This is a genomic window from Vasconcelosia minhoensis LEGE 07310 (assembly GCF_015207255.1).
GTDB classification, from domain to species: Bacteria; Cyanobacteriota; Cyanobacteriia; order Phormidesmidales; family Phormidesmidaceae; genus Vasconcelosia; species Vasconcelosia minhoensis.
In genome coordinates, this window is record NZ_JADEXG010000005.1 from 42,959 (window position 1) to 57,460 (window position 14,502).

Annotated in this window: 12 protein-coding genes; 7 read left to right on the plus strand and 5 right to left on the minus strand. The window is 55.1% G+C overall.

Going from position 1 to position 14,502, the window contains the following annotated elements; translation table 11 throughout:
• Positions 1-54: 54 nt before the first annotated feature.
• From IQ241_RS03410 to IQ241_RS03420, 3 genes are read left to right on the plus strand one after another with little or no spacing between them, the layout of a single operon-like run.
• Positions 55-966 carry a glycine betaine ABC transporter substrate-binding protein gene (locus IQ241_RS03410; RefSeq protein ID WP_228021341.1) on the plus strand — a complete coding sequence of 304 codons (912 nt, stop codon included), beginning with the start codon at positions 55-57 and terminating at the stop codon, positions 964-966.
• A 39-nt stretch (positions 967-1,005) separates the two neighbouring features.
• Entirely contained in the window at positions 1,006-2,973 is a 1,968-nt protein-coding gene (gene glsA, locus IQ241_RS03415) for a glutaminase A (protein WP_193905012.1), read from the plus strand.
• A 58-nt stretch (positions 2,974-3,031) separates the two neighbouring features.
• On the plus strand, positions 3,032-3,406 hold the full coding sequence (locus IQ241_RS03420; protein ID WP_193905013.1) for a DUF2237 family protein: 375 nt from the start codon (positions 3,032-3,034) through the stop codon (positions 3,404-3,406).
• 4 nt (positions 3,407-3,410) lie between these two features.
• Here the strand turns inward: IQ241_RS03420 and IQ241_RS03425 are convergent, their stop codons facing one another.
• Entirely contained in the window at positions 3,411-4,049 is a 639-nt protein-coding gene (locus IQ241_RS03425; protein WP_193905014.1) for a DUF4347 domain-containing protein, read from the minus strand.
• Between the two features lie 564 nt (positions 4,050-4,613).
• Here IQ241_RS03425 and IQ241_RS03430 point away from each other — a divergent pair.
• From IQ241_RS03430 to IQ241_RS03440, 3 genes are all read left to right on the plus strand, one after another.
• Positions 4,614-4,880 carry an AbrB/MazE/SpoVT family DNA-binding domain-containing protein gene (locus IQ241_RS03430; protein WP_228021343.1) on the plus strand — a complete coding sequence of 89 codons (267 nt, stop codon included), beginning with the start codon at positions 4,614-4,616 and terminating at the stop codon, positions 4,878-4,880.
• Positions 4,873-5,256: a type II toxin-antitoxin system VapC family toxin gene (locus IQ241_RS03435; RefSeq protein ID WP_193905015.1), complete on the plus strand. Its 384-nt coding sequence runs from the start codon at positions 4,873-4,875 to the stop codon at positions 5,254-5,256. Before IQ241_RS03430 ends, IQ241_RS03435 begins: the two co-directional genes overlap by 8 nt.
• Positions 5,257-5,329: 73 nt before the next feature.
• A complete protein-coding gene (locus IQ241_RS03440; protein WP_193905016.1) occupies positions 5,330-5,767 on the plus strand; it encodes a 2TM domain-containing protein in 438 nt (145 codons plus the stop codon).
• 7 nt (positions 5,768-5,774) lie between these two features.
• Here the strand turns inward: IQ241_RS03440 and ygfZ are convergent, their stop codons facing one another.
• Positions 5,775-6,731, minus strand: a complete 957-nt coding sequence (ygfZ, locus tag IQ241_RS03445; protein ID WP_193905017.1) for a CAF17-like 4Fe-4S cluster assembly/insertion protein YgfZ — start codon at positions 6,729-6,731, stop codon at positions 5,775-5,777.
• A 157-nt stretch (positions 6,732-6,888) separates the two neighbouring features.
• On the opposite strand from ygfZ, the gene IQ241_RS03450 reads away from it, so the two are divergent.
• Positions 6,889-7,572, plus strand: a complete 684-nt coding sequence (locus IQ241_RS03450) for a DUF1028 domain-containing protein (RefSeq protein ID WP_193905018.1) — start codon at positions 6,889-6,891, stop codon at positions 7,570-7,572.
• 7 nt (positions 7,573-7,579) lie between these two features.
• On the opposite strand, the gene IQ241_RS03455 is transcribed toward IQ241_RS03450, so the two are convergent.
• The 3 genes from IQ241_RS03455 to IQ241_RS03465 all read right to left on the minus strand — a co-directional run bounded on the left by IQ241_RS03455 (position 7,580) and on the right by IQ241_RS03465 (position 14,411).
• Complete coding sequence (locus IQ241_RS03455) at positions 7,580-8,959, minus strand: cytochrome P450 (protein WP_193905019.1); 1,380 nt, start codon at positions 8,957-8,959, stop codon at positions 7,580-7,582.
• Positions 8,960-9,119: 160 nt separating this feature from the next.
• The gene (locus IQ241_RS03460; RefSeq protein ID WP_193905020.1) at positions 9,120-10,091 is read right to left on the minus strand and encodes a response regulator; all 972 of its coding nucleotides are present in this window, start codon (positions 10,089-10,091) and stop codon (positions 9,120-9,122) included.
• 12 nt (positions 10,092-10,103) lie between these two features.
• Entirely contained in the window at positions 10,104-14,411 is a 4,308-nt protein-coding gene (locus IQ241_RS03465; protein ID WP_193905021.1) for a PAS domain S-box protein, read from the minus strand.
• Positions 14,412-14,502: the final 91 nt, after the last annotated feature.

The following is a 14,502-nucleotide window of genomic DNA, read 5'->3' on the forward strand; positions in this document are numbered from 1 at the left end:
TGGCTTACCGCGATCGCACAATTTTCAATTTCAACTGACTAAGGAACCCAATTTATGAAAACTATGCTGAAGCGTCGAGTCTTTTTAAGCGCGCTATTTGTGACGTCACTGGGCGCGATCTCGGCCTGCTCCGGTGGCGGCAGCGGTGAGACCATTCGGGTCGGGGCGAAGGACTTCACCGAGCAGTACATTCTCGGCAATATGTACCAGATGGTGCTGGAAGACGCCGGGTTTGACGCCACCTATACCTCCATCGGCGGCAGCAGCGAAAATCATCAGGCGCTGCTGTCGGGCGAAATCGACGTCTACCCTGAATATGTCGGCACGGCGCTACTGACTCACCTGGGCGGGACGTTTGACTCCAGCATGACTGCGGAAAGCGTTTATGACACCGTTAAGGAGCAGTATGCCGAAGAATTCAACCTGGCTATCTTAGAACCGACGTCCTTCAGCAATTCCTACGTCTTTGCCATGACTCAGGACGAGGCCAGCAGTACGGGGATTAGTACTATCAGCGAGCTCTCTCAACAGGCAGGCGACCTGACCCTGGGGACGACTCAGGAGTTTACCCAGCGCGATGACGGTATCCCGGGGCTGAAAGAAGCCTACGGCGGCTTCAATTTTGAGGATGTCAAGGCGTTAGATCCCGGCCTGCTCTATTCCGGCATCGAAGACGGCAGCATCGACGTGACCACCGGCTTCGGCACCGACGGGCAGATTGCGGCCTATGACCTAGTGGTTTTAGAAGATGACAAAAACTTCTTTCCGCCCTACCCGGCCGTTCCCGTGGTAAGGCAGGAGGTGCTCGACGCCAACCCCGATATCGCCGAACCGCTCAACCGGGTTTCAGCTGCCCTCGACTCTGAAACCATGAGCGCCCTGAATTGGGAGGTCGCTGGCAACGGTCGCGAAGCCGATGAGGTCGCCCGCGAGTTTCTAGAAGCGCAGGGCCTGATTGGTAACTAACTGTCCGAAGTCGATTAGTCCCAGACGGTAGGCTGAGAGATGCTGAGTGCGAAGCGGTTTTCTCACCTGTCTGACAGCCTCCAGCCGCTGCTGACAGATATCTACGATTGCTATCGGAACCTGACCGAGGGTAGCTGTCCCGCTGATCTGCCCGCGATCGCGCATCCCCATGCCTTTGCGATCAGTCTGGTCGATCACAATGGTCGCACCTACAGCATCGGGGAAACCGATGTGGCATTTCCGATCCAGTCGATTGCCAAGCCCTTTGTCTACGGTCTGGCGTTAGAACATTGGGGCGAGGCCGTGCTCAACAAGGTCGGCGTTGAACCCACCGGGGAGCCATTTAATTCGCTGCTGGAGCCGAATAGCATCACGGCCCGGCAGTACAATCCGATGGTAAATGCGGGCGCGATCGCGACCACTAGCCTGATCCCCGGTGAGACCCTGGCTCAGCGGCAGGCCCTTCTACATCGGCTATTTCAGAAATATATGGGCCATCCGGTCGAGGTCAACCAGTCGCTGCTGAACTGGCGGCAGCAGCAGGATCATCTCAACCGCGCGATCGCCCATATGCTGTTCAACTTTGGCCTGCTGACGGGCGAGGTCAGCGACATTCTCAGCCTTTACTTCTATCAATGCTCCCTCAGCGTCACCTGTCAGGATCTGGCGATGATGGCCGCGACTCTGGCCAATGGCGGAACTCATCCCATTAGCGGGGAGCAGGCGCTTGCCCCTGGCTACGTGCAGCAGGTACTCAGCATTATGTATACCTGTGGGCTGTACGACTTTTCAGGCCAGTGGGCCTACCGGGTGGGCATTCCGGCCAAGAGCGGCCTGTCTGGTGCGATTCTGGCGGTCGTGCCGCAGTGCCTGGGGATTGCTGTCTTCTCGCCGCCGCTGGGCGTTCACCAAAAAAGCCTGCGCGGTGTAAAGGTGCTGGAGGCGCTGGCCGAGAGACTGCGGCTGCACATTTTTGACCTCGGGGCTCAGAACATCGCGGGCGAGCTTGACTGCTCTCCCCCCTGTAGCGTGACGCCCGATCCCTCGGCCCAGCTGCCCGCTCGCCAGATCGATAGCTACCTGGCCGACCTCTACCAGCAGTATCTGCCGCTGCGGACCGGTTCCGTCTATGTTAGCGAGCCCGACCTGCTCCAGCTTGATCCCGATGGGTTTGGCATTAGCCTAGTCACAGTCGAAGGTCAGATCTATTCCGTCGGCGACTCGCAGGTCCCGTTCTTAATTCAGTCCATTTCCAAAGTCTTTTCCTACGGGCTAGCCCTAGAAGACCACGGGCGCGACTATGTATTAACCAAGGTCGATGTTGAGCCCAGCGGCGATACCTACAATTCCATCATCAAGCTAGAGGCCAACTCAAAACGGCCCTATAACCCCATGGTGAATACGGGCGCGATCGCGACTACCAGCCTGATCCAGGGCACCAGCCCGGCGGTGCGGCTACAGCGAATTTTAGCCATGTATCGCCGCTACATTGGCCATCGCGTTTTTGTCGATACGCCAACGCTGGTTTCTGAGCAGGTGATGGGCGATCGCAACTGGGCGATCGCCTACCTGCTGCGCCACTTCGACATGCTCAGCGGCGACCTCAAGCAGACTTTGGACCTTTATTTGCAGCAGTGCTCTGTCCTCATTACCTGCCAGGACCTGGCCGTCATGGGAGCCACTTTGGCGAATCAGGGGATCAATCCGCTAACCAGCGAACGGGCGATTCAGTCTGGCTATGTGCAGGACTTGCTCAGCGTGATGAATACCTGCGGCATGTATGACTATGCGGGTGAATGGGTCTACCAGGTCGGCTTCCCAGCCAAGAGCGGCGTTGGCGGCGGCATCATCGGCGTCGTTCCGGGCCGTATGGGGATCGCGGTATTTTCGCCCCGGCTGGACTCACGGGGAAACAGCGTGCGGGGAATCCAGGTCTGCAAAGCGCTTTCCCAGCGGCTGGGGCTGCATCTCTTTGCGTCTGGCGCCAATAATCTACCTTTGGCGTAAAACAACCTGGTATATCCCCCCATTAAAAGTAGTTAAGGTGTTGTTCCAGAGGAAAGAGATGGCTGAAGCTAACAGTGCCAAAAACGTTTTAGGATCGGAGCTCCAGGCTTGCTGCACCGATCCGATGACCGGCTTCTATCGAGACGGCAGCTGCCACACTGGGCCGCAGGATAGAGGGTCCCATGTGGTCTGCGCCCGTGTTACCGAAGCCTTTCTCAGCTATACCAAGGCCCAGGGTAACGACCTCAGCACGCCGAGACCGGAGTTCAACTTTCCGGGACTCAAGCCCGGCGACGGCTGGTGTCTCTGCGCTGCCCGTTGGAAAGAGGCTCTGGATGACGGTGTTGCCCCGCCCGTTGTCCTAGCGGCTACCCATGAGGCCGCCTTGAAGACTGTCTCGCTAGACGATCTCAAGGCCAACGCAGCAGAGTAACGTCCTATAGAACACTGGTGTAGGCTTCTCTAATCGGAACGGGGAAGACAATTTCGGCCGTGATCTGGCCGGTGGTATATTCGAGCTGCCAGTCTCCGCCAAGACTGGCGCTGCCCGTACGCCTGGCCGAGGCGGCGATCTGGGCTCCCGTCAGCGCATGCAGCAGTTTGATAAACCGAGCACCGGTCCGCCCAGCGGCGACCTGACAGCCATACAGCAGCAGATTGGTCGCTTCGCTAGCCCGCCTCCAGCTGCGGAGAAGCTCTGCGTAGCGCTCTAGCGTGGCCAGATTCAGCTGACTGCTGCCCAGGTTCAGCGCACCGGGAAAGCCGTTGCAGATGATGTGGATGCTGGAAAAATGCGATCGCTGCTGCAGATGTTCGGTAATTTGCACAATGCCATCTCGCTCTGGGTCAAGCAAGATCACTTCAGTGTCGGGCTCAATGCTGGATACCAGAGTCGGGTAGTCATCTACCTGGGGATCAACAAAAACAATCTGGCGGGTTGTACCTTCCGAAAGATTGTCTGGTAGACCGTCTGGCGGCAGAGCAGACCGTTTGATGGGCTGATTCGAAGCGGCCTGGCTTGAATCGGTTTGCCTTAAGTCGATAGCGGCGATGGGGATAAAGTGGGGGGATTGCACTCGTAGATACCTCTGAAGGTCGTCAGTTAGGAAGGTTGGAGCGCGCATAGTCCAGGGGGCAATAACCCTTTGGGTATGGCTGGCGCTAGTGCTAGCGCTAGGGCGGAGCCTCTCCTCAGGAGAATCGCGTCTCTGCTCAAGTTGTCTACTGGCCTCGTCTACTGGCCTATCCGGTCGGGCCTATGCTTCAGCTCCGAACCTTAGACAGGGGTTCTTTAGAAGAATACGTCGCAGCTCAGCAAACGGATTTGATTCAGGCAAATAGGCAAATATTTGGAGTTAGCTCTCACGCGCTAGCTCTAGCGAGAGCTTTGTCAGGCTTGCGCAAACTGCATTAGCCTAATTTTTAGGCGCTGCGCAAATTCTCAAAAGCCGCTGTAGGCCAATTTTTCAAGCGGAAGCCCCGATTGAACCGAAAATCTACCTTTGGAAATAGCTGTTTTTGAGGGGTGACGTCTGGCAGCAGCGTTTTCGAGCATTGTCAATTGTCAAAATTTTGATAGGGTTAGACGCTGATAGCTTACCCAAAAAATATGTCATTTTTGTTAAACTGTCACTACAGCTATGAGTGACAGAAAAATATTCATGGGCTATTCCGAAATAATGACAAAAATAAACGATGGTGGCAGAGTAGTGATTCCTGTCGAATACAGAAAAGCGTTGGGAATTGATGTTGGCGATGAGATGCTGATGTTCTTAGAAGATGAGGAAATCCGGCTCGTGCCCCGTCGGGTAACCCTTAAACGCGCTCAGCAGCTGGTCAAGCGATATGCTAAATCTCGTTCGCTCAGTGACGAGCTGATTCAAGACCGGCGTGCGTCCAATGAGTAAGTACGTGCTGGATGCGTCTGCCATCCTGGCTTTTCTCAACGAAGAACCCGGCAGTGAGCGGGTTGCCCAGGTGATTGAAGGGGCGTCTGTCAGCACAGTGAATTTAAGCGAAGTGATCACCAAGCTGATCGATACTGAAATGCCAGAGGATGAGATTGCTTTGGTAATGGATTATCTTGCTGTCCAGATCCAAGTCTATGACCCTGAGGATGCCTGGCATACGGCAAGGCTTCGCGCTGCGACTCGAAACCAGGGACTTTCACTGGGCGACCGGGCCTGTTTGGGTCTGGCTCAAAAGCTGGGACATACCGCTTTGACCGCTGATAGAGCCTGGGGAGAACTGGCAATCGATATACCAGTAGAGCTGCTCCGCTAAGCCTTTTTATGCTTCTTGATCAATATTCAACTTATTGCATATAATAAGGCAGCGTCATTGGACAACTCTAGCCATGGATAGTGTTTCTCAACCGACTAATAAGACCTATTCTTCCGAAGTAGCTCAACAGATTTTGCAGCGGGCGCTGGCTCGGCAGTCGGCTGGAGACTTCAGCTACGACCAGCTTCAAGAAATGGCGGCTGAGCTGAGCATTTCTCCTAGCCTCCTGCAGCAGGCAGAGCAAGACTGGCAGACGCAGCAGGCCCAGCAAAATGCGATCGCGGCCAAACAGACTAAGCGGCGACGCTGGCTGAAGCAGCAGCTGATCACTTATGCTGCCGTCAATACCTTCTTGATTGGCTTGAACATTATTATTGAAGGAACCGTCACCTGGGCAATTTATCCGCTGTTGGGCTGGGGCCTATCCCTGCTGCTCAGCCCCTACAAAAGCTGTCAGGGTACCCAACAGACAGGCAAAAGCTGCATTCAGTCTACAAAGCTGACATCTTAGCAGTAACCTACGGCGTCGCTGCTTTGGCTAAATATTCGTGGGACAGGTAGGGCACAGCGACAACCTCAGCCGTCGCCGCTCCAGCCTGTACCGCTAGCCCGGCTCCCCCTGCCTTTGTGCGCAGATAGCCCAGGCCGACCGCGCCCTCATCGGTGGCGATCGCGCTGGTAACGCGCCCGACTCGCTCTCCGGCCTGCTCAATCACAATACCCGGCTCGACCAGGCCGCTCAGCTTTAATCCCCACAGGCGTTTTTTCACCCCCTGGTAGGTATTCAGCCGGGCAATCGTTTCCTGGCCAATATAGCAGCCCTTCTCAAAGGAGATCGCGTGCCACAGCCCGGCTTCCAGCGGATTGTCTTCCTCAGTCAGCTCATGGCCAGGCAGCGGGCGTCCCTGCTGAATCCGCAGCTGCTCCCAACTGGCCTCAGACTGCGGCTCTAGGCCTGCTGTGAGGAGGGCTTGCCAGACCACTTCAGCCTGCTGGCTGGGGCCAATCAATGTATAGCCTGGTAAAGCTAAACCGCTATCGGCCGCAATTAGCAGCGAGGTATTAGCTAGCTCTGCTGGCCTGTGATCCCAGCGGGAAAAGCTATCTATAGGAACCCCTAGCTTTTCTAGTACTGCGGCGCTCCCTTTGCCTACCAGCGTAAAAGCAAAGGTTTCTGCGGTAATGTCCGCGAGCTGTACTTTGTCGGCAAAAAAGATATAGCGATCCATCCATTCCACTAGCTGCCCGGCCATCTCCGGCGAGGTCAGCAGCAGTACAGACGCTTCCTCTACATAGGCCGTCACCAGGTCAAGCGTTCGCGCTGTAGAAGTGACGAAGACGGTCTCGCCGCCCTGCCCCGGCTGGAGCCGCTGAAAGTCCTGCGTGGTCTGGTTGTGCAAAAACCTGATGCGGTCGGCGTCTGAGACCCGGATACGGCCCCAGCGGCTGCGGTCGAAGAGGGCGATTTTGGGCATAGATCTAGGTTCGGGCTACTGTGCCATCTTAGCGATTTGGGGGAGCGAGCCAGAATAGTGAGAAAAATAGTTTGGCAGAATGATATCTACTTAACAATTTATTCTGGGAAGATTAACTATTATTGCAGTTTTAAACCATCGAGTACTGTCGGCCCCTATGACTTTCTCCATTGTTGCCTGGGACCCTAGCACCCACATGACCGGCGTCGCCGTCGCGACTAAGCACCTCGCCGTTGGCGCGCTGGTTCCCCATGCCAGAGCGGGGGTAGGCGCGATCGCAACTCAGGCGCAGACCAATCCGCTGCTCGGTATTCTGGGTCTAAAGCTACTCGAAAACCACCGCCACCTTCAAGTCAACGAGCTGCTCGACACGCTGCTCAGCAAAGAGAAAGAAAAGGAAGACCGGCAGCTACACATCGTCGATCGCTATGGCAATACGGCCGCTTGGACGGGCTATAACTGTATCGACTGGGCAGGCCACCGCACCTATCAGAATTTTTCGGTGGCGGGCAATATGCTCGTTAGCGAAGCGCCGCTAACTGCGATGGCTGAAGCCTTCAACAGTGCTACCCACCTGCCATTTTGTGAACGACTCGTCCAAGCCTTGGAAGCGGGCGACACTACCGGCGGCGACAAACGCGGTCGGCAGTCGGCTGCGCTCTACGTCGTTCACGAAGACGACTATCCCCATCTGGACCTGCGGGTCGATCATCACCCCGATCCAATTGCGACCCTGCGGCTGCTCTACGACGAGGCTCAAAAGGACTACTATCGCAGCTTCCGACAGGCAATGCCGTCCCGGCGAGGGCTGCCGATGTCGCTGTCGCAGATGGCCCTTTAGAAGGACTCTAGTTTCTGACTGGTGGCTGCGGGCTTGAGGCTTGGTGGTCGCTTTTGAGTACCAGCTGCACTCCCCTGGCGGGTGCGAGCGTCACGCCCCGCCGCCGAGGCCGCTCAGGACGGCTATCGGCCAGCTCGAATTCGCCCTGGGTGAGCAGCGTCGCCAGCACCAGCTTCATTTCATACAGCGCTAACGCCTCACCGACGCAGCGGCGTGCTCCATTGCCAAACGGGATAAATTCGTACTGCGAATATTTGCGCTCTAAAAAGCGCTCGGGCCGGAATTCCTGGGGATCGCGATAGAGGTCGGGCCGCTGATGGGTTAGATAGATGCAGCCGGTGAAGATGGTTCCAGCGTCGAAGGGCACACCCATAACCACAACGGGTTCCTGAGCCACTCTGGGGAAGGTCAGCATCGCTACCGGAGAGCGCCGCAGCGTTTCCTGACAGACGGCCGTTAGGTAGGGGAGTCGAGCGATCTCTACCGGGTCGGGCTTACTGCCCAGGGTAGCTAGCTCCGCCAGTAGTTTGGCCCGAACCTCTGGCTGGCGGTGGCTCCAGTACAGCGACCAGGCCATTGCCGTTGCCGTGGTCTCGTGGCCCGCAAAAAGCAGCGTCATCAGCTCGTCCCGTAGCTCCTGATCGCTGAGCCGCTGCCCGGTTTCATCCTGGGCCGACATCAGCAGGGAAAGCATATCAGTGCGGCTAGGGTCGGGATGGCTGCGGCGATCGCGAATCTCAGCATAAAGTAGCTGGTCAATCTGCTGCCGCAGCCGCAGAAATCGCCCCCAGGGACTCCAGCCACCCAGGTCCTGCTGCATCCAGCTAAAAAACAGCATGGCCGAGGTCAGCGGCGAGCCAAAGCGGTCGGCGGTTTCGGTCAGCAGCTGCCGAATGCGCGCTGCCCGCTCGCCCTCATGCAGGCCAAAGACGACCTCGAAAATGACCCTGAGCGATATCGCCTGAGTCATCTGTCGCGCTGAAAAAGGCTTACCCATTGGCAGCCGCTCAGCCGCTTTCGCCGCCAGGTAGCAGATCAGCTCGCCATAGGCGCTCAACCGCTCACCGTGAAAGGGGGGCAAAACCAGCTGCCGCCGCGAGCGATGGCGCTGACCGCTGAGCATAAGGATGGAGTTAGCACCGACAACCGGCTCTAGCAGTGAACTCAGATCGCCAGGGGCAGAGAGCTGCTTGCGATCGCGGCTAAGAATATCCTGGATTGCTTTGGGATGGCTGGTCACGACCAGCTTTTCACCAAATCCAATTGCGTCTCCGCCAAAGAAGTCAGGAGACCGTTTGAAGTTTTGCTCTAGAAACGTAACAGGGTCAAAGATCCACTGTAGCCGCTGTATGAGCATGGGCAGCTCAGCCTGCTTGACAGGTCTCATTGAGCTTCTCCTGGGGTGGCGAATATCGGTTTTGAGGCCATCTTTATTTTAAGAGAAACACTGGGTTAGCTTCCTCTAAAAGGATGAAACTTCAAACGCAGAATCCTCATATTGAAATTAGCAAGCCTGTTTAGAGCATAGCCCTGGTCCTATACAGGCGTTATTGGGTGGCTGCGTCTGCCGCAATCACCGACCGATTGCGTCCTTTCTCCTTTGCCTGATAGAGGGCCTGGTCCGCAGCTGTAATGATTTCTTTAGGCGATGACCCAGGAGAGGGAATCAGGCTAGCCACACCCAGACTTATCGTCACGCGGTCACTGACGCTAGACTGGCTATGGGGGATCTTAAAAGCGCTGAGGTTGCGTTGAATCATCTCAGCCACTTGTAAGGCCCCTGGAGCAGAAGTGTTGGGCAGAATCACAGCGAATTCCTCGCCGCCATAGCGGGCGACCAGATCCGCCGGGCGGGTAGCTGCTAAACTGAATGCTTCGGCAACCGTCTTCAGACACAGGTCGCCAACCTGGTGGCCATAGGTGTCGTTATAGACCTTAAAGAAATCAACATCTCCTAGAATTAAAGTCAGAGGGTTCTGCTCCCGACTCAGACGCTGCCATTCTTGCTGTAGATACTGATCAAACCGGCGACGATTGGCCACCTGCGTCAAGCTATCAATGGTTGCCACCCGATAGAGTTCCTGATTGGCTTGTTGTAGTACCTGATTTGACTCTGCTAGCGCTTGGGCCAGCTGAGCCTCCCGGAGAACCCGTCGCATCCGTTGGCGCAGCACCGGCCAGTGAATTGGCTTGATCACATAGTCAACGGCTCCCACTTCAAAGGCTTGATCCACTGAGGCTTGGTCCTCTAGACCCGTAATCATCAAGAGTGGTATGTTTCCACTCCCCGGTAGGCTTTGCAGCTGTTTACAGTAGGTAAAGCCGTCCATTATCGGCATCATGGCATCTACCAAGATGAGACTGGGTCGCAGACGCTGGTAGGCCTCCAATCCCTGTTCCCCATCGTTGACAGCCTCTACCCGGTAGCCTTCTTGCTGAATCATCTGACTCAGTTTCAGCCGCATATAGCGGTCATCATCAATCACTAGGATCAGCGGAGGCTCGTTATCACTGTGCATTGTTAAATATCTCTATGGTCTGATCATGCTGCGACTCGTCTGGAGGGCAGCCTTGACACGCTCGTACTCAGTCTCGACCTGATGAGTCAGCTGACCCGCTGCCTCAGTCATTACCCCCGACCGACCTAAATCTTCCAGACCTTTGCAGAGGTTAGCCAGAAGAACGGCTCCCTGGTCGGCGCTACTGGATTTAAGCGTATGGGCAGCCTGACGCAGGGCTGCTGAATCCTGCTGGCTGACAGCCACAGTCATGGCTTGCAGCAGCTTAGGAGTCTCCTCAAGGTAACAGTCAACGAGTTCTCCGACCAGAGTGGCACCATTGTCACCAAGTAGGGTTTGCAGGTCCTGTCGGACTTGCTCATCAATCGCTGGAACGTCGGCAGATAGAGGCTTTTGATTCGGCTTTTGCGCTGGGCAAGGAGCCCTACAGCAGGGTTGGCACTGCTGTAGGGCCAGCTTTAAGCTCTCTAGCTTGATGGGTTTGCTGATATAGTCGGCCATTCCGGCAGCTAAGCATTCCTCCCGAGCCCCCTGCAGAGCATTGGCAGTCATGGCAATTAGCCGGGGCCGGTGCTCTGAGGGCCATTCCTGGCAAATGCGGCGACCGGCCTCTAACCCATCCATTTCGGGCATCTGCACATCCATCAGGATGACATCGTAGGGCTGGTGGTGTAGCGCCGCTAAGACTTCGCGGCCATTGGCTGCCAGATCGGCACGATATCCTAATTTTTCTAAGAAGAGCAGGGCAAGTTTTTGATTCACCAAGTGGTCTTCAGCGAGCAAAATCCTTAAAGGAAGTTGTTGAGCGAGAGGCTCATCTGTCGCATAAACTGAAGCAGATATAGGGGCAGGTTTAAGCTGAACTGGCTGCCCTTTTAAAGCCGCTGTCAGGACATTGTAAAGCTGTGACTGTTTAATCGGCTTGCTGAGAAAAGCTGCAAAATCGACATTGGCTTTCTGAAGAAGAGTCTGATCGGGCCGCCCCATCGAAGATAGGATCATCAGGGGCAACATCTGACAGCTAGGCAAACGGCGGATTTGGGTGGCTAAGGTGACGCCATCCATTTCAGGCATCTGCATATCGAGGATTGCCAAGTCAAACCTTTCTGCCTTTCGCAGCCACTCCAGAGCTTCAGCGCCTGAGGCCACCGCATAGGGAATCATCTCCCAAGCGTGAGTTTGCAACGTCAATATTTTGCGGTTGGTGGCGCTATCGTCGACGATGAGCACTCGTTTGCCAGCGAGCCAAGAATGATTGTCTGGATGACGAGCCTCCAGCAGCCCGACAGCCGGTTCTACCTGGATGGTACAGAAAAAGGTGGAACCTTTTCCCAGTTCACTCTCTACCCACATCCTGCCGCCCATCATCTCACTGAGGCGTTTACTAATCGCCAGTCCTAAACCGGTGCCACCGTATTTGCGAGTCGTTGAAGCATCCACCTGAGAGAATGACTGGAACAGGCGATCCATGCGCTCGGCGGGAATGCCAATGCCCGTGTCTTTGACAGCAAACTGAATTTCATAGGCACGGGGCTGGCTACCGAGGCACGGTTGAGCCGTAACAATCGCCGAGACTTCTCCCTCAGGGGTGAACTTAATTGCATTTGAGAGCAAATTGACTAGAACCTGCCGCACTCGGGTCACGTCTCCGATGACAGAATCCGGAACATGAGGCTCGATTAAGCCGGTCAGCTCAATGCCCTTTTCAATCGCTTTCGGGGCTAGCAGGTTAAGTGACTCTTCTAAGCAGGCTCGCAGGTCAAAGGGCTGGTGTTCTAGCTCTAGCCGATCAGACTCGATTTTGGAGAAGTCCAGAATATCATTGATGATGGTGAGCAGGGCATTGCCACTGATCCGAATAGTTTCGGCAAGGTCTCGCTGCTCTAGGGATAGGTCTGTGTCGAGGAGCAAACCGGTCATCCCAAGCACCCCATTCATCGGGGTGCGGATTTCATGGCTCATGGTAGCCAGAAATGCACTTTTGGCTCTAGTGGCGGCTTCTGCGGCTTCTTTGGCCTGTTTTAGAGCTACTTCGGACTGCTTGCGCTCGCTGATATCCCGGGAGTTGACGACAATAGCTTGCACTGCCGGGTTCTGGAGCAGATTATTGCCAGTCGATTCTAAGTAGCGCCAAGTGCCATTCTGATGCCGAAAGCGGAACTCTATTTGCAGAATGTTACCAGATGATTGCACGAGTTCCTGAAAGACAGCCAAAACCTGTGCCTTGTCATCGGGATGAATCGACTCAAAAACGTTCTGGCCGACTAAATCCTCTGGCAGATACCCTAAGACTGCCTCCAGAGATGGACTTTCGTAGAGTATAGTGCCATCGCCTGACAGCAGAGTAATAATGTCACTGCTGTTTTGGATCAGAGAACGGAATTTGGCTTCATTGACGCGAAGCCTGTCTTCCGACTGCTTCTGAGCACTGATGTCGCGGATTATCTTTGAAGCGCCAATGACCTGGCCACTTTGATCTTTAATCGGGGAGACGGTCAGAGAAACATCAATCAGAGTGCCATCTTTGCGTCTTCGCACGGTTTCATAATGGTCGATGCGCTCCCCTCGTTGTTTTTTTTTAAGTATATGAGGTTCCTGATCGGAATAGTCGGGTGGGTGCAAAAGCTCAATCGATCGACCTATGATCTCGGCAGCCCTGTAGCCAAACAGCCGTTCTGCCCCCGCATTCCAGCTTAGAATTTTGTTATTTAGAGACTTACTGATAATGGCATCGCCTGATGACTCGACGATAGCAACCAATTGAGAACGAGCCTCCTCAGCTTTTCTTCGCTCAGTAATATCTATCACTGTTCCTTCGTATCCTAACGCGTTACCATTGTCATCTCGGATCATCCGAACATTTTCAGAAATCCAGATCACACTGCCATCTTGCCGATAGACCTGGGATTCAAAATTTTCAGCCCTCCCCTGCTCCTGAATCAGGCGCTGGAACTCACTGCGGCGGTTTGGATCGACATAGAGTTGAGATTCAATACTGTTAACAGCAGCAATGAGTTCCGTTGGCGAGCTATACCCGTAGATGTGTGCCAATCTAGGATTTGCCGTCAGGAAACGTCCATCGAGTGTAGATTGAAGGATTCCTTCCGTCGCATTTTCAACAATGCTGCGATATTTTTGCTCCGTTAGCTGAAACGCTGTTTCGGCCTGCGTACGCTCGGTGATATCACGGTAGGTGGTGACAATTCCCGCGATACTGGGCTGGCTGATTAAGTTGTTGGCAATGACTTCAAAATCTCGCCAGGACTGCTCAGTGTGCCGTAAGCGAAACTCGGTAACAATGTTAGTCGCTGGATTTTGGAGTACCTCTCTCAGCAGCTGCTCCAGCCGGGAAAGGTCGTCAGGATGCACAAACGCGCTGACTGGCTTTCCAACAAAGTCCTCAGGCTGATATCCTAGGATAGGCTGAATCGAGGCACTGGTGTGACTGACCATGGCATCAGCTGTCATGATCGTCAGCACGTTTGATGAATTTTGCACCAGGACCCGATACCGTTCTTCACTCTGACGCAGCGCTGCTGCCTGGGCAGTCTTGGTGTAGATCCACTGATCAAAGAGGGATGCGGCTAGCGCCAGGGCCAGAATAAGCAAGGTGGTGACGACCGTTCCAAAGGCTAGCGCGGGGGTGCCCATGGCATCGGATACGGCCTGCTGAGCCGTTAACGCCTGATTCAAAGGCAAGGGCTGATAGCTGACGGCGGCCATGCCGGTATAGTGCATGCCGGCAATGGCAAAGCCCATAATGATGGCGCTGCCGATTTTTTTGGCGCTGCCGATCAGCGAAGTTTCCTGGCGTAGATGAAAGGCTAACCGTAGCGCCACCCCAGAGACGAGGATGGCTATCCCGACTGAGAGGGCGACAACGCTTAGACCGTAGTGGGCAATCGCGGGCACCTGCATCGCGACCATACCGATGTAGTGCATCGAGGCAATCCCGGTTCCCATAAATAGGCTGCCTAAGCCTAACTTCAACCATCCCAGCTTCTGTCTGCTGACCAGAAACAGCGCCAATCCAGAAGCGAGCACGGCTGCCACAATAGAGAGCAGCACCGTAGGCATGTCATAGGCCATGGGAATCGGCAAACGATAGGCCAGCATCGCCACAAAATGCATGGACCAGATGCCAATGCCCATCGCGACTGCACCGCCCGTCAGCCAGACCTTCTGAGCGGTGCCCTGATTGACACTGACGCGTCCGGCCAAATTCAAAGCGGTATAAGACGCCAGAATTGCGATACTAATTGACAGGATGACCAGCCCCACATCATAGGTGGCTGCTAGCCAGACGACATTCTGGTTCATGAGATAGCTTCCCTCTAGAGATTAGCGGTTGCAAATTTTGGGACCTTTGTACACCACACCGCGTTTCCGCGCTTAGTACACCCAATTTGAT